The organism is Dyadobacter pollutisoli (assembly GCF_026625565.1).
Classification (GTDB): Bacteria; Bacteroidota; Bacteroidia; order Cytophagales; family Spirosomataceae; genus Dyadobacter; species Dyadobacter pollutisoli.
In genome coordinates, this window is the sequence record NZ_CP112998.1 from 6,813,267 (window position 1) to 6,838,373 (window position 25,107).

Below are 25,107 nucleotides of genomic sequence, written 5' to 3' on the forward strand. Positions count from 1 at the left end.
ACCTCGTATCAGTTGCTAATTATTATGAAATGGAAAAACCTCTATCATTCGATACCCTTACTTATACTTTTTTCGGCGACAGTAAACGGGCAGGTCGCCCGGGATTATAAGGTACTGCTGCGAAGCGGTTCATTTACGCCGGAAAGGAATGTTTCAGGGATAGAAAAAGGCATTAACCTCAGAACATCCGGGGGCGTCAAGCGATTTGTGATCATACAATTTGAAAACATACCTACACAAGAGGAGAGAGGCCAGTTAAAAAAGGAAGGTATTGAACTGCTGGACTACATTCCTAACTACGCTTACACCGCAACAATTGCTAATCAGGGGAGCCAGGGCATACTGGCCAGAATGAAGGGGAGGTCAGTTATTGAGCTTTCGCCGGAACAAAAAATGCAGCCGGGCCTGGCAAATGGCCGGATACCGGTACATGCAGTCAAAAGCCCGGGCACCGTAGATGTGTGGATCAACTATCCCCGAACATTTTCGTTTGAAGAAGTCAGGGACGGCCTCAAAGAACAGAATTTTGAATTGATTTCGGACCAATACAAAGCTTACCAGGTAGTAGCACTTCGCATTCCCACCGAAAGGCTTAAGGAACTCGCCAGCCAGCCATACATTCAATATGTGCAGGCGATACCTCAGGCAGACAAGGGCTTTAACAACAAAAGTACCTCGAATGCACGTGCTAATATTTTGCATTCTTCGACTCCGGGAGGAAGAAATTTGACTGGTGAAGGAGTGGTTGTGGGGGTTGGCGATGACGCCAATCCATTACAGCATATTGACATTAACAGTCGCATTATAAACAGGAATTCAACTGAGATAGGTGCGCACGGGGTGCATGTGATGGGAACGCTTGGCGGTGCTGGAATTATGAACGAAAGGTTTTCAGGATATGCGCCCAAAGCTACCATTGTCGCTCAAAGCTTTTCGAACATCCTCGCCTATTCGCCTCAATATGTTCAGGATTTTGGAATGGTGATCACCAACAATTCTTACGGCGGGGATGTCAACAACTGTGAAACTTTCGGGGTTTATGACCTTTATTCATCCATTCTGGATCAACAGGCTCTTCAATTACCCTCCTTACAGCACGTGTTCGCCGCCGGGAATAATGGGAGTACTACGTGTTCGCCTTTTGCACTAGGCTTTGGGACCGTACTAGCCGGCTACCAGACGGCTAAAAATATTCTTAGTGTTGGGAATACTTCGGAGACAAGTGTGATCGCCAATAGTTCAAGTAGAGGACCGGTACGTGATGGCCGTATCAAGCCCGAGGTATGTGCCCAAGGTTCGGGAGTAATGTCAACGATCCCTGTAAATCTGTACGGAAATAGTGGAGGAACAAGTATGTCGTCGCCCGCGGTGGCTGGTGGGCTTACGCTGTTGTATCAGCGCTACCGCCAGCTTAACGGGAATGCGAATCCGAAAAACGGTTTAATGAAGGCATTGATTTGTAATGGAGCGACCGATAAAGGCAACGACGGCCCGGATTACAAATATGGGTTCGGATGGATGAATCTTCTCCGTTCCATCAAAATGCTGGAAGCCCAGAGTTATACAAGCGATGTGGTTTCGAATCTTGGCAAAAAGGATATCAACATTGCTATACCTGCCAATACAGCCCAATTGAAGGTAATGCTGTACTGGAATGACCCGGCGGGAGGTATTTTATCGAGCCAGAACCTGGTTCATAACCTGGATCTGCAGGTGACCAATCCGTCCTCGAAAGTAATATTGCCACGGTTGCTGGACCCCACGCCTTCCAAAGTCAACAATGTAGCCGGTACTGGTGTTGATAACGTCAACAACATTGAACAAGTAGTGATTAACAGTCCCGTCGAGGGCAATTACAAGATTTCCGTACTGGGTACATCCGTAGCCCAGAATCCCGAACAGGAATATTTTATTGTTTATGACATCATTCCAAACTCGCTGACATTAACGTATCCTATTGGAAATGAGCGTCTCAAAGACGGTGATGCGATCAATATCAACTGGGACGCTTTTGGCAATACTACCAGTACATTTACTGTTCAGTACCGATTGAAAAACGGAAACCCCTGGACAACCATAGGAAATAACCTGATCGCCGGAACCCACCAGTTGGCATGGACGATACCGGCCGCCACGACATCGGATAGCGTCAGGGTGAAAGTGATACAGAACAGCACCGGAGCAGAAAGTATCAGCGATATATTTACTGTTGTGGGCATCCCGACGGTAACATTATCGAGCCTGCAGTGTGAGGGATACATTTCTATTGACTGGACGGCTGTGACCGGTTCGACGGATTATGAAGTAATGATCCTGAAAGGAAATGAGATGGTTTCTGCAGGTACTACCGCGGGCAACAATTTTGTTTTGGGAGGGCTCAGTAAGGACTCTACATACTTGCTTTCCGTACGAGCAAGACTGAACGGTCACCCTGGTAGGCGTGCGCTCGCGATTTCCCGTAAACCGGACAATGGAACCTGTGTTGGTACTATTTCGGACCATGACCTTAAAATCGAATCAATTCTGACGCCGACCGGCTCCGGGAGAACCAACAGTTCCTCTCAGCTTAGCAATGCAATTTTTGTCAAGATCAGGATCAAAAACCTGGACGATGTGGATTCCAATGACCCCGTGGATGTGGGTCTTGAATTGAATGGCAGCTCAATACCGGTGGAAACGATCACGCCTTTTATCGAAAAGGGAAAAAGCTACGACCATACATTCAGCGTTGGGGCTAATATGTTCAATGTGGGTGACTATAAGTTGAAAGTTTACATTCATAAAAGCAATGATCCGGTCAGCAAGAACGATACACTTGTTAAAACATTCCGACAGCTGCCCAATGATCCGATTTCACTACCATTTCTCGATGATATGGAATACCTGCCGGTGCAGACGGTGGTAACCAACCAGATTGGCCTGCAGGGTGACGGACGGTACGATTTTTCGGCGACCTCGGACGCGGGTCGTGTCAGGACTTTCGTAAATACAGGCCTTGCTAATTCAGGACAAAGGGCACTGACATTGGATGCAAACCGATATTTTTCCGGCGGTAATACCAATTATCTGGACGCTACTTTCAATCTTTCGAACTACAACATTGCGGGCAGCGACATCCGGCTGAATTTCAGTTATAAGAATCACGGACAAAAATCCAATGTAAATAATAAGGTATGGATCAGAGGGAAAGATACGGATCCGTGGATAGAAGCCTATGATCTTTTTGCCAATCAAAAAATAGCTCAGGAAGGTTACAAAACACCCGCTGGCATTGAAGTAAGTAGTTTGCTATCCGCAAATGGCAAGGATTTTTCGTCCAGCTTTCAGGTGCGGATGGGGCAATGGGGGAGGATGATCACCGCCGATTATTCTGCCGGCGCGGGCTATACTTTTGATGATATCAAAATATTTACGGTCACCGACGACATTCAGATGCTGAGCCTGGTGCAGCCCGCCGCCGCCAATTGCGGGCTTGGAAATTCAGAATCCATTATCGTCCAGATCCGGAACAGCTCGGCCAGGGACATTGCTAATGTGCCGGTTAACTACCGTCTTGGAAATGGTGCCATTATTCAGGATACGATCCCGTCCATTGCCAAGCGGACCACGATTTCTTACACATTTACGGATAAGGCAGACCTTTCGGCATTGGGAGAGCGGCAGATCAAGATTTGGGCTGCTTTGGAAACAGATAGTTACCACGATAACGACAGTGTTTATCTCGAATTGTACAATGCGCCAGTGATCAGCAGCTTTCCTTACATCGAGAATTTCGAGGCTAACAATGGTTTTTGGTATAGTAGAGGAACAAACAGTTCTTGGCAATATGGTACCCCGGTTTCGGCGGTGATCAAAACGGCGGCGAGTGGCAGTAAGGTCTGGAAAACCAATCTGGCCGGTTCTCACAACGATAAGGAAGAGTCCTATTTGTATTCGCCATGCTTCGAAGTGACCGGGCTGGTAGCACCTACATTGAGTTTCAGCGTTGTGTTGGACCTGGAAGTCTGCGATCCTACGCCTTGTGACTTTGTATACGTGGAATATTCCGGAAATGGCGGTTCATGGACACGGCTGGGGGTTCAAGGGCAAGGGACAAACTGGTATAACAAAACTTATGCGGGAGCCGGTGCGTGGAGTATCCAGGACTATATCCGCTGGCATGTGGCGAGCGTTCCGCTACCGACCGGTTTGACCAATCTCAAAATACGGTTTGTCCTGGTCTCTGACTCTTTCACTCATAGGGAGGGAATAGCGCTGGACGACATTCACATTTATGACAAAGCCAGTATTATTTACGACGAGGCGACGATGGCATTGCCGGTATCCCAAAATGTTAACGGAGGTAAAAACTGGGTGCATTTTAAGCAAAACGGAAAGCTGGTAGCGTCCATTAACCCAAATAACCAGAACCTGGGCAACACAGCTGTGCAGACCTACATTAATACCTCAGGCGTCAGAAATGCAAATAGCGAGTATTATCTCAACAGGAATTTCACTATCAAGCCGGCGAATATTAATCTTGCCGATTCTGCCACAGTAAGATTGTATTTCCTTGAAACAGAAAGCGAGGCTTTGATTGCGGCAACCGGTTGTGCTATTTGTGGAAAACCTGAAACGGCTTACGAACTGGGCGTCTCCAAGTATAGGCATACCGACGTAAGCAAGGAGGACGGCTCTATTGCAAACAGCACAGAAGGAGGTTGGAGTTTTATTCCGGCTTCAGAACTAGACATTGTGCCATACGACAAAGGGTATTATACTGAATTCAAGATCAAAAATTTCTCTGAGTTCTGGCTGTCTAAAAAATTCGTGGGTAACAGCGGTGCATTGCCTGTGGAACTGGTCAGTTTCAATGCAAGGAAAAAGCCGGGTGAAGGCTCAGATAAAGATGTGCTTTTGGAATGGGAAACGAGCTCAGAAGAGAATTTTGACCATTTCGACATTGAGCTGGCAGTGGGTAATGAGGCTTATCGGGTCAATGATTTTACCAAAATAGGGGAGATCTTAGGTGGTAGCGGTTCGAAAAGCAACCGGAGTTATACTTTCATGGATACCGACAATTTAAAATCCGGCGCACGCTACTACCGGTTAAAAATGGTGGATAACGATAGTACTTATGCTTATTCGAGAGTTAGACCAGTGGTTTTCGAGGAGCAGAAAGAGTGGAATGTTTATCCTAACCCGTCAGCTGGGGTCTTTTACATAATGTACCAGGCGGACATTGGAAGAGAGGTTTCACTGCATGTGTATGACTTGAATGGTCATATTTTTCAATCCACAAAATCATTAGCTACCGGCTTTTTGCAGAAACAAAAGATCGACCTGTCGGGCTCGCAGTTTGTACAGGGAAAGTATGTGCTGGAAGTTGTGAATGGAAAGAATAAGCAGGTATTTCAGATGTTGAAAGATTAGTAGATGGCTGATGAAGAAATTTTAGAAAAATATTGACTGAAATTGCAGCAGAACGAATGGAATGGACGAATATATCGTTAGTCTTGCTGAGAAATTATTGTCAACGATCATGATGCATAGAGTTTTATTTGCCCTCTTTTTATTTACATTTTCGCAGGTATCAGCCCAAATCGGTGGCAGGGCTGCCAATTCAATGATCCTGGATACGGATATTGGTCCTGATTATGACGACGTAGGCGCGATGGCCGTCATGCACGCATTGGCTGATAAAGGTGAGATTAAGCCGCTGGCGGTAATTTCCTCCAACCAAAATGAATTGGTAATACCCACCATTGAAATACTAAATACATATTTCGGCAGGCCGGATTTACCCACCGGCGCTCCAAAAGGAAAAGCCGCCAACTTTGGCGCATTCCAGAAATGGCCGGAAATGCTGGCAGCTAAATACCCGCATAAAATAGCCAAAACATCTGACGCTCCTGACGCAGTCGAGACTTACCGGAAGATATTGGCCAAACAGCCTGATCAAAGTGTAACCATCGTAACAGTTGGCTTCCTTACCAATCTTGCAGATTTGCTGGACTCTAAGCCCGATAATAATTCGCAGCTTTCGGGTGCCAGCCTGGTCAAAAAGAAGGTAAAACAACTCGTTTCAATGGCTGGCTGGTTTCCACAAGGTCGCGAGTACAATGTGCTGGTGGATTCGGTGGCTTCCGCGAAAGTCTTTGCTGAATGGCCTACTGAAATCATTTTCAGCGGATTTGAAATTGGAAACGAAATCAGGACTGGTCTGCGGGTGATAGCTAACGAAAGCCTGGTCAGTCCGGTGAAGGAAGTATATGCCATGGCTATCCCACTGGGTAAAAATGACGCTGGCGGACGCATGAGCTGGGACCAGACTGCTGTACTGGTCGGCGTTCGGGGCGTTCAACCCTACTTTGGATTGAAGCGAGGAAAGATCATTTTAGAAGGCGGTAACAACAAATGGCAGGACGACCCAATGGGGCCGCACGCCTATCTGACTCCCAATATGCCAGTACCGCAGCTTACCGCGCTGATCGAAGGACTGATGATGTGGGAGGGAAAAAAGTGATTTAAACAATCATTGCCGATCCGTCTTTTTTCAGAATACCATCGCCCGCTGCAGTGCGGATTTTGTTGAGGTCTTCATTTAGTCTTTGGGTAAAAAGGGCAATATCAAAACTATGGACAACGATATTCGCCCCTACCTTCATCCATTGTATCTGCCTTTCCGGTTCCAGTGAAAAGTGAATGCCGATTGAAAGACCTTTGGCACGCGTCGTTTTAATAATGTAAGTAACTGCCTTTTCGAAGTCGGGATGGTCATATTGTTCAGGAAGTCCCAGGCTTACCGACAAATCGTGTGGGCCGATAAACACAGCGTCCAATCCGGGGGCAGACAACAATTCATCAAGCTTGTCCATTGCCGGCACACTTTCAATGTTGGCAATGCAGATGTTGCCCGCATTGTGCTTATCGACATACTTTTTAATGTGTTCAGGCATTTCGATTTTGCCTGTCAGATAACCGTCAAGCACCTTTCCTTTGAGCGGACGGTATTTGGTAGCACCTACCAGTTCCTGAATTTGACTCACCGATTCCAGGTATGGCGCCACCACACCAATTGCTCCGCCATCAATCACCTGGCAAGCGAGAAAAGGATCCGGACAAGGAATCCTGACAATAGGTGTAATGCCCAGATGCCGGAATTGCTGACATAAAACGGCCAGCTCCGGCCTTCCCAGTGGCACATGCTCGGTATCCAGAAATACGAAATCCACCCCGGTTTTTTTGATAGTAGCAGGCCACATTGGCCCGGTAGAAGTAATGCAGGTGCCGTAAACATTCCGGCCGCTTTTCAGTTTGTCAAGCAATGTCAAAGGGGATTCCATAGTCAATTTTGTAGTTATTGTTTCATCAGCCATATCTCGGTCACCTGCGAGCCGCGCTCGCCTTCTCCGCAATTCCAGATAAAAGTCACCTGGCCGTCGGTGGTTACAGATTTGGGTACATTGAATTCAAATGTGGGTTGGTTACCCGTCTGGATAAATTCGTGGATTGTCTGCCCGTCGTCGGTCGTCATTTTCATTCTGGAACGGAACCGGCCGGTGTATGAGATTTTTATGCGGTAAGTTGCTGTTGGGTCCAGGTTATCGTACCGGATCTTCAATGGCTCGTCATACAGTGTTTTGGCTTGTACCATCCATGCCCGGGGTGTTACCTGGCCTTTAAAACCAGTCGCCTGAATCTCGTCGACCCATTCTTCACCGACGAGACCTACTCCAAATCCTATCCGCGGAGACTGCAGACTGCCGGGATCTTCCTCCCATTTCATACCCGGCACAACCCGGTACCAGCTTTCGGGATCTCCGAAATGATCATAAAAACCGCCAGGGCCTGGATCCGTACGGTGTAGTAAGTGACTGATTTCTTTCAGCTTTTCGGCCTCATCACTCAATTTTTCGATCCGTTCCAATTGGTCCAGCAGGTAAGGAGAGTCATTCAAAGGCATGTTGATCAGGTCGATAAAGTTCCCTCTGCCCGACATGGCACCATGCTTTTTCATAGTCAGCTGTGCGCCAATACTTTTGAACAATGAGTCAGCCAAGTTTTGACATTTGGCCTGATAATCGGGAAGGATGGGTTCTTTCCATGCTTTTTGAAGCTGCTCACGGGACTTAATGATAGCGTCGATAGAACCAGTTTTCGGTGCAGATCCTAGTATTCGTCGCGATTTTTGTTCCAATTCTGTTTCATAAACCAACCTTTGGCGGGTATAGGCATCAAAGTAAGCCCGTATCAGCGCCATTTGGAAGCGGGGATTCTGTTGTAGCTTTAATGATGCGGTTTTTTCAATCGATTGCCACTGCGTTAAAGTCACATCCACACCTTCATTGGTAATGAGCTCGCCTTTCCAGTTTCTTTCCAAAGCCACGAGTCCCTGTGCGGCCGACTCTCTGTATTCCGGGCCGAAGAAAAGAGAAGCATAGTCGCGCAATGTTTCCATGACCGGCGTTTCCGGGTTCCAGTCCTGGTCACTCCACACGAATTTGTTCACGTCATCATTGGTGCCTTCGGAATAGCTCACGCTGCCGATCCCGTACTGATCCAATGCATTATGGATCGCTTTTTCGTCAAATGGCCTTGGGTTAATGCTTTCTCTGCCCTCGGTCATGGCATACGCCAGGTCCCAGTGTGGTACCGGATATTGTGAGCTATAATTATGGGTAATATCAGGGTAGTGACGGATCGGGATAGACGGTTTCAATAATTCGCGGATCTTTTTCACAGGGATTTTGACCCACGGCCCAAACACAACGCCTCCAAACCACGGATACTCTTTATTAGCATGACTAAAAAAGCTGTCGAACCATTTTTGTGTAGGCCTGAACACCTGAGGTGAAACCCAGATTTTGGCTTTTGGATGGTATTTTTGAAGTAAAACGGCCTCTTTTTCCAGCCATTGAAACAGGACCTCAGGTTCCAGTTCGCCAGGATCTCCGGCGGGAACAAAAACGGCATTCAATTTTGGAAGACTTGCAAAAACGATTTCCCTTTCCCTTAATTCCTTTTGAATGGAATCGGGATGGACGTAATCCTTGCCCATGTTGGGATACCAGATCGATACATCCAAACCGTACTCTTTACAGATTCGCGACTGCTCGACGATCATTCTGGCAGCCGGAACTTTCATGTGGCGGCTGGTAGAATCATCGTCGGTGCGAGGCGGGAGAATCTCAATCGTATTGGCCCCAAACAATGCTAATTCGCGGATATACTGGTCAAAACGTGCCACTGTAAACGCATCGTAGGCATTGGTTTTTGGGCGGTAACCCAGCTGATGCCCTCTCACCGGATACGTTGGGCTGGTTGATAGTGCAAGGTCATCGGGTAATGTAATGCTACCGGTCTTCAGCGTCATTTTCCTCAATAATCTCCCGACGCCGTACAGCATTCCTCTCGGATCGTTGCCGACTACCAGTACTGTATTTGTTTTTTTGATGACCAGAATTTTCAATCCTTCCGCTGTCGTGGCTGGCAGCGCACTGAGAGCGGTACGATACGTTTCCGGAAGTCTGGTAATGTCTTTTTCGAGCGAAATAATAATGCTATTGCCGTTTTTTGGAAGCTTTTTGGCAGTCAGTAATTTGATACCGCTTCTTTTCTCGACTTCCGATTGTAGCACTTCAATGCTTCTTAGTAAAGCATTTTTGTCTGCGGTAGTAGCAAAGATCTGTGATTTGGAAAAATCAATGGACTGCGCGGAGACCGGACTGTTTTTAATGAACAAAAACAATAATAACAACAAGATTTTCAGTCTTCGTGCGGTCATTGACTTCAAATTAAAGCTTGATGAATATTTTCCTTTTATAAAGTACATATGCCGGAATGAAATTAAGGGCAACAAAAAACCAGGCGTACAGCATACTCGCCAGCCGCGGATCAAGGCCTGCTTCGGACATTGAGGCCACTGCATGCTGATTGATAGTTTGCCCGCCGATTGGAAGCAGATAAAAAACCAGTGCAAAAATGTCGGCCAGTACGTAGGCGGTAATGGCATTGGCCCCGAAAATGACACCCGGCGCAATGCCTTTGGTTTTGCCCAAAATATCAATCAGAAAATACAATGCACCCAGCAGCATGGAAGCGAAACCCGAGGTAACGAGTACGAAGGAACTGGTCCAGAGATTTTCATTTACCGGGAAAGCCAGTCCCCAGAAGTAGCCTGCCGCAGCCGAAAACAGGCCCGCAGCCATGAGGTAGTTACTTTTTTCATTGGGGCTGAACTTACTGATCATCAGCTTTCCGGCCAGCATACCGGTTATACCTGTCACAATGGAAGGGAAAGTGCTGAGAATTCCTTCCGGGTCCCAATTGCCCTGCCACATTTTACCGGGCAGAAATTGCTGATCGATCCATGCAGCAATGTTCCGACCAGGTTCGAGTATTACCTGGCCTTCACCTGGTGTAGGAATGAGGGTGAGCGCGAGCCAGTAAAGCACGAGAATGGTGATGCCGAGATATGCCTGCTGTTTCCAGTTGGTATTGAGAAACAGGAAGGCGCAAACCAGAAAAACGATGGCAATCCGATGCAATGTGCCGGTATAGCGCAAGTCGGAAAAATGAAAGTTGGGCAGCATGTTCAGGAACATACCGACTGCAAATATCTTGACGGAACGAATGACGATCTTTTTGTAAAGATCGGCTTTGGAGCCTGGTAGCCCTACTTTTTTGGAATATGCCAATGCAATGGAGACGCCGACAATGTATAAAAATACAGGGGCGATAAGGTCTGTAAACGTCAGCCCGTTCCATTTGGTGTGGTGCAGCGTAGGGAACACGTGTTCCTCACTGCCGGGGAAGTTGACCATGATCATCGCTGCTATGGTAAAACCACGCATGGCGTCCAATGAAAGCAATCTTGAAGAAGTGCCGGAGGGATTGTCCATATAATACCGTTTAAGGGTTTAATACGGGCTAATGTATTGGAAAGGCTATTGGTCGGTATTTATAATCGGCGACAAAAGTGTTTGCATTGAAATGACAGCGGCTGTCGTACTGGTGAAAACGCATTTTGTCTGACCGTACTAGTATATTTTTATGATTTATCAGTATTAAAGATAACATTGTGAAAAACTTCGAAATCTCTCAAAACCAGCCTATTTCCTAATTACTTTATGCGCAAAATAATCCCTTACCCGCTGATCCTACTTGGTTTACTATTTTTTGCCGGTTGTAAAAAATCAGGTGAAATTTCCAAAGAACAGGCTGAGAAAATCAGTGTTTCATGGAAGCTGGTAAGCAACTTTATTGAGCCGGAAGGCAGTTTTGAAGCAAAATTCACCATTAAAAACGGAAGCGATTTCACATTGGACGGCAGTAACTGGAAACTGTTTTTCAACATGTCGCCACGGCCGATCCATTCCAATAAAGTACCTCAGCCTGCGGTGGTGGAACATATCAATGGAGATTGGTATAAAATGGTCGCCGCTAAAGATTTCAAACTGGCACCGGGCGATTCGGTGGTGGTGACTTATACCGGTACCGAGGGCATTATTAAGGAAACGGATGCGCCGATGGGCTTGTACTTTGTTTTTTATGATCAGGAAGGAAAAGAAAAAGATATTGTTCAGGTTGCAGATTTTACTGTTGAGCCATTTTTGACCAAGGAACAAATATTAAGGGGCACGAGGGATTTAAAGCAGGTTCCAACTCCCGAAACACGTTACAAGGATAACCTGGCATTCACTACTCTGGGTGCAGATCAGTTGTTGAAGATTATCCCAAGTCCGGTGAAAATGACTTCCGGTGCGGGAACATTTACATTGACCAATAAGGCGAATGTATTTTATCAGGAAGGCCTGGAAACGGAAGCGAAGTTGCTAATCGAGAAACTAAGAGCCGTAACAGGTACCGACTTTCCGATTCAAAAAGGGTTACCTCAAACCGCATCGGGACCTGCTATTGTATTGAAAACAGGGGCAGTGAATGTGAACGGGATTGCAAAGGAGGCTTACAAGCTGAATGTTGACCAGAATGGCGTAACCATCGTTGGTAGCGATGCGGCAGGTGTCTTTTATGGCGTCCAAAGCCTTTTACAACTAATACCGACAGAATCTTACATTAAAAAGGCCGACTCTGCGATCCTGGGATATGTGCAGGTGGAAGATGCGCCGCGGTTCCATTTCAGGAGCATGCATCTGGATGTAGGCCGTAATTTCCAGACAAAAGAATCTGTCAAACGGGTTTTGGATTTGCTGGCTTCTTACAAGATCAACCATTTTCTTTTTTATACTACCGAAGACGAGGGTTGGAGACTTGAAATCGATGGTCTGCCCGAGCTGACCAAAGTCGGTGCGCAAAGGCAGCACACTTCCGGCATGAATGCGTCTGCATTGCATCCCGGTTACGGATCAGGCCCGGTAGCATATGATAAGGATAAGTATGGAAGTGGATTTTACACGAAAGCCGATTTTATTGAAATTTTGAAGTATGCCAATGAGCGCCACATTAAGGTAATTCCGGAAGTGAACTTCCCCGGGCACGCATTGGCGGCGATCAAATCCATGGAAGCGCGTTATGAAAGGTTGATGAAAGAAGGGAAGGAAAAGGAGGCCAATGAATATCGTTTGATCGACCCGGACGACAAGTCAGTTTATCTGTCGGCCCAGGCTTATAAAAACAATGTGGTGTGTGTGGCGAGGGAATCGGTTTACCATTTTTATGAAAAGGTAGTAGACGAGATAGGCAAAATGTACAAAGATGCTGGTTTGACGATGGATACTTTCCACACCGGCGGCGACGAGGTAGCTGAGGGTACCTGGACAAAATCACCGATGATCGACAAGCTTTTGAAAGACCACCCGGAATTGAAAGGCCCGAAAAGTCTGCAGACTTACTTTTTCAGAGAGCTTTTGCCAAGATTGGAAAAAAGAAACCTGAAAGTGCATGGCTGGGAGGAAGTTGCATTGACCAAAACACCAGCTGGGGCTTACCTTTCGAATCCTGAGTTCGTAGGTCACCCTGTTTATCCATATATCTGGAACAACGTATTCGATGTGGACCTGGGCAACCGGATGGCGAATGACGGATACCAGGTGATCCTGTGTAATGTGACGAATTTTTACTTCGATATGTCTTACGACAATGATCCCAAAGAGCCTGGACTGTATTGGGCTGGGTTTGTAGGCGCGCGTGACATGTGGACTTTCTCGCCTTACAATATGTTCACAACCACCGAGGAGACGGCCATGGGTAAGCCCATGAAAGAGGAATTCGTTGACAAGCAATTGTTGAAACCGGCAGCAAGAAAGAATGTGTACGGCGTTGAATCGCAACTTTGGAGCGAGACGATCAAAGGCAGGGATATGATGGAATATTCAATTCTGCCCAAGTTGCTGGGATTTGCCGAAAGTGCCTGGACAGAGCGTAAATGGGAGAATGTAGCTGACGATGCTACCCGTAAAAAAATGATTAATGAGGGCTGGAACCAGTTTGCCAATTCAATGGCCCAGACGCATTTGCCAAGATTGAAATATCTGAATGGGGGCTATAACTATCGCATTCCGATGCCCGGGGCGGTGATTGAAAACGGTGAACTGAAAGCCAATGTTGAGTATCCTGGTCTGATTATCCGTTATACGATGGACGGCTCGGAACCAACGGCTGCATCGGCGGTTTATTCGGCCCCGACGAAAGTATCAGGAACGATCAAACTGAAAAGCTTTGATCTGGCCGGTACCGCAAGCCGAACCAGCGTAGTTACATCCAAATAAAATCAGGGGCTTCAAAAGCTCCATGCATACTCAACTTCACACAATAGATGAACATAGGTGTAGATATCGGCGGAACGAACCTTCGGGCCGGGATAGAATCCGGCGGGGCAATTACGCGCCAGAACAAAACTTTACTGAAAAATAAGGAGTCACTTTCCTCGACGCTGGACCAGCTGATGGAGCTGATCCGTCCGCTGACGAAGTACCCCGTCAAAGGCATTGGTATCGGCGTTCCGTCGGTGGTGGACGTCAGTAAGGGGATCGTTTATAATGTGATGAACATTCCTTCGTGGGAGGAGGTAGCATTGGGTGACATTATACAGAATGAGTTCAATTTGCCGGTTTCCATTAATAATGATGTCAACTGCTTTGTCCTGGGTGAGCATCGTTTCGGGCTGGCGCGGAAATTCAGGTCGGTGATCGGGATGGCCATTGGTACCGGGCTGGGATCGGGTATTATCATCGATAACCATTTGTATGCAGGTAAAAACTGTGGTGCGGGAGAGATTGGAATGCTGCCGTATAAAGATTCGGTATTAGAAAATTATGTTTGCAGCCGTTTTTTTGAGGATTCCCTCGGTATTGACGCTTTTGCAGCCCACGAGGCAGCATTGAAAGGAAGCAAAAGGGCGATCGAGGTGTGGGAAGAGTTTGGGGTACACTTAGGCGCTGTCGTTAAGGCGATTATGTACACTTATGATCCCGAAGCGATTGTTTTGGGCGGCTCTATTGCCAAAGCAAATCAGTTTTTCCAGGATAGTATGCTCGATAGTATTCAGGATTTTGCGTATCCTGAATCGCTCAAAAAGCTGACATTGTTGGTTTCCGAAAATGAAAATATCGCACTATTAGGTGCGGCTGCCCTTCTGGATAGTTGAAGTAATATTGAATAACCGTTAAATTAGGTTCCTGAACCCAAGATGTGCCCTCATGCAAAGAAATATTTTTATCGTCATTCTGATCCTGCTGATTTTCTTCGTCATTTCTTTCCTTACCAATATTCTTGGTCCCATTATCCCGGACATTGTTAAAAGTTTCAATCTGAGCATTGGTCTGGCGGGGTTTTTACCTTTTGCTTTTTTTGTCGCTTACGGGGTTATGTCCATTCCTGCGGGTTTGATGGTTGAGAAATATGGAGAGAAGAAAATGCTGATCCTGGCGTTTTTACTTGCATTTGGCGGCGCATTGCTATTTGCATTGATCCCGGGTTTTTCCATCGCATTGTCTTCACTTTTCCTCATTGGTATCGGTATGGCCATTTTGCAGGTCGTGATCAATCCATTGCTGAGGGTAGCGGGAGGCGAGGAGAAATTTGCGTTCTTTTCGGTACTTGCCCAGCTGTTTTTCGGTGCGGCATCCTTTCTCAGTCCTTTGCTTTACAGTTACCTGGTACTGAATGTACATTCGGAGCAATCAGGTTTTTTGATTGATATTTTAAACGGCCTGGTGCCGGCAAACCTGAAATGGGTGTCGTTGTACTGGGTTTTCGCGGTCATTGCCTTGGCCATGGTAGTAGTCATTTCGGCAGTGAAGTTCCCAAAAGTGGAATTGCTGGAAGAGGAGCGGATCGATGTGGGTAAGTCTTTTAAAGAACTAGCCGCTAACCGATATGTCTGGCTGTTCTTCCTGGGTATTTTCGCTTATGTGGGAACCGAGCAGGGGATTGCCAACTGGATTTCACAGTTTTTACAGACCTATCATAATGTTGATCCTGCAACAACGGGTGCATCCGTGATCTCCTATTTCTGGGGATTACTGACCATTGGCTGCTTTCTGGGACTGATCTTACTGAAAATCCTGGATAGCCGCAAAGTGCTGGTGTTCTTTACAGCAGGTGCGGTGATATCGTTACTGGCGGCATTGTTTGGCTCAAAAGACATTGCATTGCAGGCATTCCCAATCACCGGTTTTTTTGCCTCGGTGATGTACTCGGTTATTTTTTCGCTGGCGCTCAATTCGGTACCTCGCCATCATGGTACGTTCTCGGGCATTCTCTGCGCAGGTATCGCGGGTGGAGCAGTCGTCCCATTGATCGTGGGCGGATTGGGAGAACTCGTCGGGTTGCAGCTGGCCATGTTGTTCCTTTTTGTGCCGCTGGGCTACATTCTCAGCATTGGACTATGGGCAAAGCCTTTGGTCAACAATGAAACCGTAACGAGTCTAAAAGACATTTTCTAAACAAAGTAACAGCTATTCAAAAGGCCGACAGCTGACTGCTGAAAGCCGAATACCCCCAAACCCATGTACAAGATCATCCTGCTTCTCGACTTTGCCGAGGAATACAGCAAGAGCCTCATGAAGGGGATCAATGCATATTCGAAGGAATTCGGGCCATGGATTTTTTGTAGGATGCCCCTTTTTCACCGGGAAACTGTCGGGATAGACGGGATTCTGAAATGGGCGCTGGAATGGGGCGCTGATGGGATCGTAGGGCAGCTTTATAATAAGGAAATTGAAAAAATTGTTAGGGCCAAAATTCCTGTAATCGCTCAGGATTTCAAGGAACGTTTCACCGAAATACCGAACATTACCGGAGCCTATCACGAGGCCGGGGAGCTGGGAGCTGATTATTTTCTCAAAAAAGGATTTACCAATTTTGCATTCTACGGGTTCAATGACATTGTTTGGTCGAGGGAACGTGCAGAAGGTTTTGAGAAAAGGCTTCGGATGCGCGGCCATAAGGTACATTACTTCGAACATAAAAAAGCCCGGTCGACGGAGCTTTGGTACTACAAGCCAAGCTCGCTAAGCCGATGGCTCAAATCACTTCCCAAGCCGATCGGGCTCATGACCTGCGATGATAACCAGGGGCAGCACATTACCGAGGCCTGCCGACATGTGGGCATTCGTATCCCCGAGGAAGTGGCGGTACTGGGTGTCGATAATGATGAAATGATCTGCGACTTGTCCGATCCGCCGCTTTCGAGCATTGCGCTGGACGTTGAAAAGGGGGGTTATGATGCCGCAAAGTTGCTGGATCACATGATCAAACATGGTACTGCGGAGTACTATGATATCATTGTGAAACCGATGCAAGTCATTACCCGGCATTCCACGGATATATATGCTACCAATGACGACCACATTGCCTCGTCATTGAAATACATTCACCAGAACATTGAGAAAAACCTGCACGTGGACGAAGTCGTGAAGCAGGTACCATTGTCCCGTCGTGCATTGGAAAAGCGGTTTCTGGAAATCACAGGGTATCCTATCTACAAATACATTTTTAACCTCCGTATCGAAAAGTTTACCCAAAAACTGCTGGATACCGATATGTCTGTGTTCGAAATAGCCCTTGACATGGGGCTGAATGACAGCAAAAATATAGCCCGCCAATTCAGGCAGGCTAAGGGTTGTAGTCCAAGTGCTTACAGAAACAAATACGTGGCAGGCAAGTAGTTACCAGATCACGATCTTGGCCGAATCCGGTAATACCATTTTACTCCCGGGGGCACAGCTCCAAGCAGCCTGAAACTCTTTCAAATGGGGTAATGGACCATTGATCCGGTCTTTGGCTGGCGAATGCGGATCGGTTTGGATTTGGTTTCTCAGCGCTTCGTCGGTGGTGTTCATGTGCCATACCTGTGCCCAGCCAAGGAAAAAGCGTTGTTTCCAGTTGAAACCGTCAATCGGTGCGGGTTCTGCCTTTCCTTTTAACGATTTTTCCAAAGCATAATAGGCCAATGTTAATCCGCCCAGGTCAGCCACGTTTTCTCCGATCGTCAAAGCGCCATTGATCTTGAAACCAGGTAGCGCTTCTATCCCGCTGAAATAGTCAATGTATTTCTTAGTCAGTTTATCAAAATTGGCACGGTCGGATGCAGTCCACCAGTTTTTCAGGTTGCCCTCATCGTCAAACTGAGATCCCTGATCGTCGAAACCGTGGGTAAACTCGTGGCCGATTACTGCAATGATCCCACCATAATTAATGGCATCGTCAGCATTGCGGTTATAAAAAGGCGGCTGCAAAATTCCGGCTGGGAAAACCACCTCATTATTTAACGGGTTATAGTAGGCATTCACAGTCTGCGGCGTCATCAGCCATTCCTTTTTGTCGACCTCCTTGCCGATCTTCTCGATCTGCTCTTTGTGGCCGTATAATGAAGCTGATATCGCGTTTTCAAAGAGCTTGTCGGCTTCGATATCAATGGAAGAGTAGTCTTTCCATTTGTCAGGATAGCCGATTTTATAGGTAAATGCTTTCAGTTTTTTGTGTGCTTTGGCTTTGGTCGAATCGCTCATCCAGGTCAGTTTATCAATCCGTTCCCCATAGACCGAGCGCACATTTTCAATCATATCAGAAACTTTCTTCTTGTCCTCTTCCGGGAAATATTTCTTCGCGAATAATTTACCCAAAGGCATACCCAGCAATGCATCGGTAGAGCGGATGGCCCTTTCTACCCGCGCCTTTTGCTCCTTGGTACCCCGCATGACGGTATTGAAAAAACGGAAATCTTCCTGATCAAAGCTCTTGGGTAGGAAACCTGCAAACCGGGACAACAACTGCCATTTGGTATAAATCTTCAATGTAGCCAAAGGTGTTGCCTTCAATAGTGCATTCAGGTTTTGCAGATAAGGCTTATTTTGAACAATAACGGTATCCGTCTTAATATCCTGCTTGTCGGCTAGTGTCTTTTGGTCGAAATCAGGGAGAAGCTTTTCCAAATCCGAAAAAGCCATTTTGTTGTAGGTCTTGACAGGGTCACGAAGCTCTACATTGCTCAGCTGCAATTTGGCAACTTTGGTTTCAAAATCCAGGATCGTTTTCCCCGGGTTGGCCTCAGGAAATGCGGCCAGGGAGAACATTTTATCCACGTGCTTCACAAATTCAGTGCGAACTTTCAATGTACTTGAATCAGTACGCTCGTAGTAACTCTTTTCACCAAGACTCAGACCGCTTTGTCCCTGGTAAAGAACGTTAACCTTGCTATTCCGTAAGTCAGCATCGACACCAAAACCCGTAACTGATGCCACACCTACCTTCTGCATTTCTCCGGCAACGGCCGCCAGGTCTTTCAGCGAAGTAATAGCATTGATTTTGTCAAGATAGGATTTCAAAGGAGCCAGACCACGTTTTTCAATGGTAGCAGTATCCAGAAACGACTGATAATAGTCAGCGATCTGTTGCTCTTCGCTTCCTTTTTTTCTGTCTTTCAGCTCGGTGATTTCATTGATGATACCTCTCAGCCGTACTTCTTTATTTTCTTTATCCAAAATACCAAAGGCGCCCCACCGGCTTTCCGTACCCGGGATCGGATTCTTTTTTTTCCAGCCGCCGTTGACGTAGCTGTCGAAATCGTTGCAGGCTTTTGCGGTTGAATCAAGGGAGCTAATGTCGAAACCGGGAACTTTGGTAGTGTCGGTTTCCTCCTTTTCGTTTTTACATCCTCCCATGGTCAGGGACAGCGTCAGAAGCGCAGAACAGAATGCGGCTGTTTTCATCTTGAATAATTTGTTTTTGAAGTATGGATAATAAAATAACTACTTAATGCCGCCCATCCAGCCTTTGATAGGTTTCCAGAAAACAAGCAGTAAGAGGCCGAAACCGGTAGTGATGATCGCAACCTGATTAAACAATGCGGGCATTTGCAGGATATTCTCTTCGTCAAAACCCCCTGCAAAAATCCCGGCGATCAGGTTGCCCAGCGAAGCGCCCACAAACCAGATCCCCATTAACTGGCTCACATATCGTTTAGGGGCAAGTTTGGTATAAGAACTTAAACCCACCGGACTCACGCACAGTTCTCCTATCGTATGAAGAAAGTAGGTAAAAGTCAGAAAAAGGGGAGAAGCGAGCTGGCCTGCGACAGCAATGTTCGAAGCCGCAACCATTACAAAAAAGCTAAGGCCAAGTAGTATAAGCCCAGCTGCAAATTTGACAGGAATAGATGGATTGAGGTTTCGGGACGAAAGATAAATCCAGAGACTTGCCAGTACCGGGGCGAAAAGTAATACAAATGTGGGCTGGAAGTTTTGGAACCAGCTGGATGGTACTTCCCAGCCGCCTATCATTCGTTGGGTATGTCGTTCTGCAAAAATCTGTAAGGAAGTACCTGCCTGCTCATATCCCGCCCAAAACAATGAAATGGCCAGAAACAGAATGATGAGCACAAGTACACGGTACTGCTCAACACGGGTAAGCCCGCCAGCGACCAATATGAACAGGAAATAGGAAGCAGAAATGGTGACAATGATCACACCCGCGCCTTTGGCCAGGCCCTGTGCCGTAGTCATATCGATCGTACCCGTAGTTTGCAATATTATTAAAAACGCCACCAGAACTGCAACCAGGCCGTATCCGAGCTTCTTGTTACTACTCGACTGCGCTACCGTTTCCGGCGTTGAAATGGCCGCGGGAGGAACGTCACCCAAGCCTGTCAAATGCCGTGCACTACCAATTCGAAATACGATCAGTCCCAGGAACATTCCGATTGCAGCTGCTCCAAAGCCCAAATGCCAGCTGATTTTTTCGCCGAGATATCCGACAATTGCTATTCCCAAAAAGGAGCCCAGGTTGATACCCATGTAGAAGATGGAGAATGCTGCATCGCGTCGCGCGCCGCCCTCAGGGTATAATTCGCCAACGATTGAACTGATATTGGGTTTAAGCAAGCCTGTACCGACGGCAACTGTGGTGAGCCCCAAAAAGAAAATCCCTGAACCGGCAGGGATAGCAAGTATGATGTGGCCGATCATGATGACGATACCGCCGTACCAGATCGCCTTCTTCTGGCCGAGGATATTGTCAGCCAGCCAGCCGCCAGGTAACGTTAACAAATAAACTGAGGCGGTGTATATTCCATAGATCGCAGCTCCTTCTGCTGCGCTCATTCCCATTCCACCCCTTATATTATCCAGTAAGAAAAGTAGCAGGATTGCCCGCATTCCATAATAGCTGAAACGTTCCCACATTTCGGCAAAGAATAAGACATACAATCCTTTGGGGTGTTTTTGGGATATCTGTGAAGACATAGAGGAGAAGTGTTTTATTTGGTTTTTGGGGTTATTATCGATACGATTTGATAGTGCAAGATAGGAATTATGGGTAAATATAAATAAACGATGAAAATAAAAGCGGTAACAGGATCTTACTCCTGCTACCGCTTCGCCAAGCAAAATAGTTAAAAATTTACTTCACCGAGAATGATCCTTCACCTATTGAAAAGCCTTCTGAATAAAGTTCGACGGTGTACTTTCCAGAAGTAAATGGTGCTTCCCTGTCATAAAGGATACTCACATCCTGATTATTGTTGGAATACATCACATCTTTACTCACTGTGTAACCCTGCTCCTGGCCATTATATTGAAATACGCCTGAGCCGGTCTTGGTATCAGAAATCGTAGCACCGGTTGGGTCGATGATCCTCAGATAGATGGTTTTATTATCGGCCATCGTCAATGGGTTTTTCTCCAATATGAAATCGACCCTTACTTTGTCAACTCTTTTGGACTTAACATTTTCCCCTTCCCGGATTTTACCTTTGGAAGACACTGCGTACACTTTCACATTACGTGCCCGAAGTGCGGCAGCCATGGTTACTTTGGATTCCAGCTCAGTGTTTTTAGAAATAGCGCCGGTTAGGGAATCGCTGATGGCTTGTTTGCTGGTTTCAAGTTCTGTTTTTGCCTGGACCAACGTTTCGTTCTGGCTGATCAGTTGCTGGTTTTCCTCTCTCAGCTGTGCGATTTCGGTGTCTTTTTTTGTCAAGAAATCTTCGTACTCCTTGATTTTTTTGCCCATTGTGGCATTTCCTTTCCGTAATGCTATGCGGTCATTTTCGAGTGATGCTTTTACTTTCTGCAATTCTTCAATGTCTCCGCCAAGCCCCTGAACTTCCAGGATACGGGCGTCCAGCTGTTTTGAAATAGAGTCGAGCTTGATCTCTGAGGTGGCAAGTTCACTGACGCGGGCTTGTAAGTCTGTTTCTTGTTTTTGTGTGATGGCGTGCTCATTGTAATATAAGTAGCCAAACACGGCGGCCAGAATTGTCATCAAGATTAATCCGACCAATAGACCGGTGTTGTTCTTCCTTTCCATAAATGAATGTTTAGGTTATTTGATATTATTTATGGGTTATGTTCAAAAACTGTGCCAAGTACTATACGTAGTAACATGCCAGTCCGAGGGAGAAATGAAAAACCCGTTACAAGAATTAACCTGTAACGGGTTTTTGTAAATAGTCTTTTTATCCTGAATCGGCGCATTTATCAAATGCTAATAATCACCACCAGCGCCCCCTCCTCCAAAACTCCCTCCTCCAAAGCCACCAAATCCGCCTCCATCACCACCACCAAATCCGCCTCCCCAATTACCAGACGAGCTTCCTCTTCCTGAATGCGTTGTGTATGGCCAGATTATCGGTCCGCCGAAGTCGCGGTAGCCACCTTTGCCGCCGCCATTGTTGCGATTACGGAACATAATGACCATAATTATCACAAATATGATCAGAAATATCAGAATAGGAGGGAACGAGCCACCTCCGCTGTCTTCCTTGGGATCTGCTTTGTATTCTCCGGTGGCATATTTAAAAATCGTGTCAACACCGTCACTCAATCCCTGGTAAAACTGGCCATTCTTAAATTGCGGCGTTATCACCTGCGATATGATTCGTTTTGCAATAGCATCAGGTATAGCTCCTTCGAGGCCGTAGCCGGTAGCTATAAAAATCTTCCGGTCGGTTGGTGCCCAAAGCAAAACAATACCATTGTCTTTTCCTTTTTGTCCAACGCCCCATTCTCTGCCTAATTTGAATGCGTAATCTGCAATCGGATAGTCGCCGGTAGTCGGAACGATTACGATCACGATCTGAGACGAGGTGGAATCATTATATGCGATCAGCTTTTGTTCCAGCTGTGCCTTCTCACCGTCATTCAACTGATTTGCAAAATCATTGACGAGCTTGGGTGGATTTGGCCTCTCAGGAATATCCTGCGCTTTTACGCCCAGAAGTGAAAAGGTTGCCAGCAGTAAAAAAACAAGGAATTTCTTCATAAGTTATTGCCCGAAAGAGATATCATCGGGAAGCTCGTTGATGTCATCGGACTGGTAAGGAAAGTGTTTCTTCAATTGCAGCCCGGCTTCTTCGATTCCCTTGCGCAGCCCTTCCAAATATTGGGCATTTGCAAAATGAGTGCGAAGAAGATCCTTGGTACTGTTCCAAAAATCAGCAGGAACCTTTTCATCAATTCCCTTATCACCGAGGACGGCAAATTTGCGGTCTTCATATGCCAGGTAAAACAACACGCCGTTGCGCTCTGCCGTCTGATGTAAATGAAGGAACAGGAAAACTTCCTTCGCCCTTTCCATTACATCAGCAGTTTGACATTTTTTCTCAATATGTACCTTCACTTCTCCTGAAGTTTGCTTTTCAGCTTCCTGAATTGCTTCAATAAGGTATTGCTGCTCTTCTTCGGAGAAAAAAAGTGAGTCGGTAGGCATAAGATGCTAATGCTAGAACTGTACGGTTGGTGCTTTTTCTGAACCGGCTGTTGCGGTGAAATAACCTTTTTGGGCAAAGCCAAACACTCCTGCAAAAAGATTGGTAGGGAATGTCCGAACTTCCTGGTTGTACTCTTTCACGACAGTATTGAAGTCGTTTCTTGCTACACCAATCCGGTTTTCAGTACCTTCCAATTGTGCCTGTAATTCCAGAAAGTTCTGGTTTGCTTTCAACTGAGGATACTGCTCAACGGAAACCAGTAATCTGGAAAGAGCACCGCTCAATTGATCCTGAGCGCCCTGGAATTTGGCGATATTTTCGGGAGTAAGATCACCGGCATTGATTGTGGTCTGTGTCGCTTTGCTACGTGCTTCAATGACAGCCGTCAATGTGCTTTTTTCAAAATCGGCAGCACCTTTTACGGTACTTACCAGGTTTGGGATCAGGTCAGCGCGTCTTTGATACTGGCTTTCCACTTTTGCCCATGATTCCTTTACAACCTCGTCTTTTTGTACCAGGCCATTATATTTACCGCAGCCGACGAATCCAAGTATGAGAACTACAACGATAACTGCAATCAGTCCTTTTGACATTTTAATATTCAGTTTAGAATTAATGAATGTGGTTCAAAGTTGTCCAAAGCTAGCAAAATCTTTAAGAAAAACTACACAACCGGCTGTTCACACATTTATGCCGTATTCGGGCCGGATGAAGGGTTTTGATAATGAGATTTTCAGATTTCACCAACACCGGCAATGTTATTCCACCTTCCCCAGTTTACAGACGCTTCATAGTCGATTAGGTGACTTTCAAAATACATGGCGCCCCATGTCCAGTTAACGCCCAGCTCATCGACCAAGTAGCTGGAAGCGGTTTCACGCTCAGCCGACGTGAGATAACCGACACTATTCAGTTTTTTGATGACCGTATTGACATCGGCGTTGCTTGTTTCAGCGTTTGTCCACTTTTCGAAAACCTCATTATCATTAGCCCAGCGTTTCGAAAATTCGTGTTTAACACCGCTTGGTTTGAACATGCGCGGGCCATACCGAAGCAATGTCCAATGGAAAAAGTCTCTTGCAAGCAGGTTATGAAGCATTTGTTCTTCATTGACATTTCCCGACTGGGCGGATTTAACCCTGTCATAAATGTATCTCGCAGAAATACATCCCAGCGATAGCCAGTCCGACAGCCGTGTGTCGGTAAGCGGATCATTCGTGTCGAATCGTTGCTTACCACGGATGTACATTTGAATGTAGTCGTCCAGTAATTTGAGCGCTGTGGATTCTCCGCCTGGCAATTTGGGGTTCAAATCGGGCACAGTTGATACGATCTCATTGGGGTCAATTCCAAGGGCAGGCAATGACGGAATCGATCCGGCTTCATATTCCTGAGGTAATGTGATCTTTTCAGCCTCAGGAAATGGCCCTTTAATTGTCAAATGATCTTTAAGCTGATCAGAAAACCCGGCGAAATTCGGCGGTAACTTGGAAATAGAAAATGGCAAATCGACCGCATGCAGCAATGTATCCATCCAATACAGCTTGATGTCTACATTAGCAACTTTCAGGTTTTTGCTAAGCGATGATTCTATCCGGGTTTCCTCAGGTGCTATTTCTTTGCTTGTGAAAACATATTCAGCGGCATAGTCTTCTGCGAGTTGGGCAATGATTTTTTCCGGGTCACCGATCCTGATCAGCAGATCACCCCCTTTTTCTCTCAGGCGATTTCTGAGATCAATCACCGCTTCTATGAGAAACTGTGCCCGTAATGCACCTGTTCTCCTGAATCCTAGTCTTGTTTTGTCGAACTGTCGGATGTCAAAAACGTACACAGGGACAATTTCATTTGCTGATTTGGAGGCATTAAATAATGCTTCATTGTCATGTAAACGCAGGTCGTTCCTGAACCAATAAATGATGCGCTGAGCCATTAACGAAGATGGTAATTAACTG

The 25,107-nt window shown here is 46.4% G+C and carries 16 protein-coding genes; 6 read left to right on the forward strand and 10 right to left on the reverse strand.

Features of this window, described 5'->3' with window-relative positions; translation table 11 throughout:
- Nucleotides 1-24 precede the first annotated feature (24 nt).
- On the forward strand, nucleotides 25-5,412 hold the full coding sequence (locus ON006_RS28260) for a S8 family serine peptidase (protein ID WP_244821544.1): 5,388 nt from the start codon (nucleotides 25-27) through the stop codon (nucleotides 5,410-5,412).
- Nucleotides 5,413-5,521: 109 nt separating this feature from the next.
- On the forward strand, nucleotides 5,522-6,505 hold the full coding sequence (locus tag ON006_RS28265; protein ID WP_244821545.1) for a nucleoside hydrolase: 984 nt from the start codon (nucleotides 5,522-5,524) through the stop codon (nucleotides 6,503-6,505).
- Between the two features lies 1 nt (nucleotide 6,506).
- On the opposite strand, the gene ON006_RS28270 is transcribed toward ON006_RS28265, so the two are convergent.
- The 3 genes from ON006_RS28270 to ON006_RS28280 are packed head-to-tail and all read right to left on the reverse strand — an operon-like array spanning nucleotide 6,507 to nucleotide 10,883.
- Nucleotides 6,507-7,325, reverse strand: a complete 819-nt coding sequence (locus tag ON006_RS28270; RefSeq protein WP_244821546.1) for an HpcH/HpaI aldolase family protein — start codon at nucleotides 7,323-7,325, stop codon at nucleotides 6,507-6,509.
- 14 nt (nucleotides 7,326-7,339) lie between these two features.
- The gene (locus tag ON006_RS28275) at nucleotides 7,340-9,766 is read right to left on the reverse strand and encodes a hypothetical protein (RefSeq protein ID WP_244821547.1); all 2,427 of its coding nucleotides are present in this window, start codon (nucleotides 9,764-9,766) and stop codon (nucleotides 7,340-7,342) included.
- A 10-nt stretch (nucleotides 9,767-9,776) separates the two neighbouring features.
- On the reverse strand, nucleotides 9,777-10,883 hold the full coding sequence (locus ON006_RS28280; protein WP_244821548.1) for an acyltransferase family protein: 1,107 nt from the start codon (nucleotides 10,881-10,883) through the stop codon (nucleotides 9,777-9,779).
- A 228-nt stretch (nucleotides 10,884-11,111) separates the two neighbouring features.
- Between ON006_RS28280 and ON006_RS28285 the strand changes: the two genes are divergently transcribed.
- The 4 genes from ON006_RS28285 to ON006_RS28300 all read left to right on the forward strand — a co-directional run bounded on the left by ON006_RS28285 (nucleotide 11,112) and on the right by ON006_RS28300 (nucleotide 17,111).
- Entirely contained in the window at nucleotides 11,112-13,709 is a 2,598-nt protein-coding gene (locus ON006_RS28285) for a family 20 glycosylhydrolase (RefSeq protein ID WP_244821549.1), read from the forward strand.
- Between the two features lie 47 nt (nucleotides 13,710-13,756).
- Nucleotides 13,757-14,587 (forward strand): ROK family protein, encoded by an 831-nt coding sequence (locus tag ON006_RS28290; protein ID WP_244821550.1) that lies wholly within the window; start codon nucleotides 13,757-13,759, stop codon nucleotides 14,585-14,587.
- A gap of 52 nt (nucleotides 14,588-14,639) precedes the next feature.
- Complete coding sequence (locus ON006_RS28295; protein WP_244821551.1) at nucleotides 14,640-15,887, forward strand: MFS transporter; 1,248 nt, start codon at nucleotides 14,640-14,642, stop codon at nucleotides 15,885-15,887.
- 63 nt (nucleotides 15,888-15,950) lie between these two features.
- The gene (locus ON006_RS28300) at nucleotides 15,951-17,111 is read left to right on the forward strand and encodes an AraC family transcriptional regulator (RefSeq protein WP_244821552.1); all 1,161 of its coding nucleotides are present in this window, start codon (nucleotides 15,951-15,953) and stop codon (nucleotides 17,109-17,111) included.
- Here ON006_RS28300 and ON006_RS28305 read toward each other — a convergent pair whose 3' ends face one another.
- The 7 genes from ON006_RS28305 to ON006_RS28335 form a co-directional block, all read right to left on the reverse strand.
- Nucleotides 17,112-19,154 carry a M13 family metallopeptidase gene (locus ON006_RS28305; protein WP_244821553.1) on the reverse strand — a complete coding sequence of 681 codons (2,043 nt, stop codon included), beginning with the start codon at nucleotides 19,152-19,154 and terminating at the stop codon, nucleotides 17,112-17,114.
- Between the two features lie 39 nt (nucleotides 19,155-19,193).
- Entirely contained in the window at nucleotides 19,194-20,684 is a 1,491-nt protein-coding gene (locus ON006_RS28310; RefSeq protein ID WP_244821554.1) for a peptide MFS transporter, read from the reverse strand.
- Nucleotides 20,685-20,841: 157 nt separating this feature from the next.
- Complete coding sequence (locus tag ON006_RS28315) at nucleotides 20,842-21,750, reverse strand: DUF8428 domain-containing protein (protein WP_244821555.1); 909 nt, start codon at nucleotides 21,748-21,750, stop codon at nucleotides 20,842-20,844.
- Between the two features lie 177 nt (nucleotides 21,751-21,927).
- The gene (locus ON006_RS28320; protein WP_244821556.1) at nucleotides 21,928-22,704 is read right to left on the reverse strand and encodes a TPM domain-containing protein; all 777 of its coding nucleotides are present in this window, start codon (nucleotides 22,702-22,704) and stop codon (nucleotides 21,928-21,930) included.
- 3 nt (nucleotides 22,705-22,707) lie between these two features.
- Complete coding sequence (locus ON006_RS28325) at nucleotides 22,708-23,151, reverse strand: TPM domain-containing protein (RefSeq protein ID WP_244821557.1); 444 nt, start codon at nucleotides 23,149-23,151, stop codon at nucleotides 22,708-22,710.
- Between the two features lie 12 nt (nucleotides 23,152-23,163).
- Nucleotides 23,164-23,745, reverse strand: a complete 582-nt coding sequence (locus tag ON006_RS28330; protein ID WP_244821558.1) for a LemA family protein — start codon at nucleotides 23,743-23,745, stop codon at nucleotides 23,164-23,166.
- 140 nt (nucleotides 23,746-23,885) lie between these two features.
- Nucleotides 23,886-25,085, reverse strand: coding sequence for a deoxyribodipyrimidine photo-lyase (locus tag ON006_RS28335; protein ID WP_244821559.1), 1,200 nt, complete (start codon nucleotides 25,083-25,085; stop codon nucleotides 23,886-23,888).
- Nucleotides 25,086-25,107 lie beyond the last annotated feature (22 nt).

Excerpts from the sequence above, each read along its gene's own strand:
- ON006_RS28285 (WP_244821549.1), top strand. The coding sequence starts at position 11,112 with ATGCGCAAAATAATCCCTTACCCGCTGATCCTACTTGGTTTACTATTT.
- ON006_RS28330 (WP_244821558.1), bottom strand. The coding sequence starts at position 23,745 with ATGTCAAAAGGACTGATTGCAGTTATCGTTGTAGTTCTCATACTTGGA.
- ON006_RS28310 (WP_244821554.1), bottom strand. The coding sequence starts at position 20,684 with ATGTCTTCACAGATATCCCAAAAACACCCCAAAGGATTGTATGTCTTA.
- ON006_RS28280 (WP_244821548.1), bottom strand. The coding sequence starts at position 10,883 with ATGGACAATCCCTCCGGCACTTCTTCAAGATTGCTTTCATTGGACGCC.
- ON006_RS28320 (WP_244821556.1), bottom strand. The coding sequence starts at position 22,704 with ATGAAGAAATTCCTTGTTTTTTTACTGCTGGCAACCTTTTCACTTCTG.
- ON006_RS28260 (WP_244821544.1), top strand. The coding sequence starts at position 25 with ATGAAATGGAAAAACCTCTATCATTCGATACCCTTACTTATACTTTTT.
- ON006_RS28335 (WP_244821559.1), bottom strand. The coding sequence starts at position 25,085 with ATGGCTCAGCGCATCATTTATTGGTTCAGGAACGACCTGCGTTTACAT.
- ON006_RS28315 (WP_244821555.1), bottom strand. The coding sequence starts at position 21,750 with ATGGAAAGGAAGAACAACACCGGTCTATTGGTCGGATTAATCTTGATG.
- ON006_RS28305 (WP_244821553.1), bottom strand. The coding sequence starts at position 19,154 with ATGAAAACAGCCGCATTCTGTTCTGCGCTTCTGACGCTGTCCCTGACC.
- ON006_RS28265 (WP_244821545.1), top strand. The coding sequence starts at position 5,522 with ATGATGCATAGAGTTTTATTTGCCCTCTTTTTATTTACATTTTCGCAG.
- ON006_RS28300 (WP_244821552.1), top strand. The coding sequence starts at position 15,951 with ATGTACAAGATCATCCTGCTTCTCGACTTTGCCGAGGAATACAGCAAG.
- ON006_RS28325 (WP_244821557.1), bottom strand. The coding sequence starts at position 23,151 with ATGCCTACCGACTCACTTTTTTTCTCCGAAGAAGAGCAGCAATACCTT.
- ON006_RS28275 (WP_244821547.1), bottom strand. The coding sequence starts at position 9,766 with ATGACCGCACGAAGACTGAAAATCTTGTTGTTATTATTGTTTTTGTTC.
- ON006_RS28290 (WP_244821550.1), top strand. The coding sequence starts at position 13,757 with ATGAACATAGGTGTAGATATCGGCGGAACGAACCTTCGGGCCGGGATA.
- ON006_RS28270 (WP_244821546.1), bottom strand. The coding sequence starts at position 7,325 with ATGGAATCCCCTTTGACATTGCTTGACAAACTGAAAAGCGGCCGGAAT.
- ON006_RS28295 (WP_244821551.1), top strand. The coding sequence starts at position 14,640 with ATGCAAAGAAATATTTTTATCGTCATTCTGATCCTGCTGATTTTCTTC.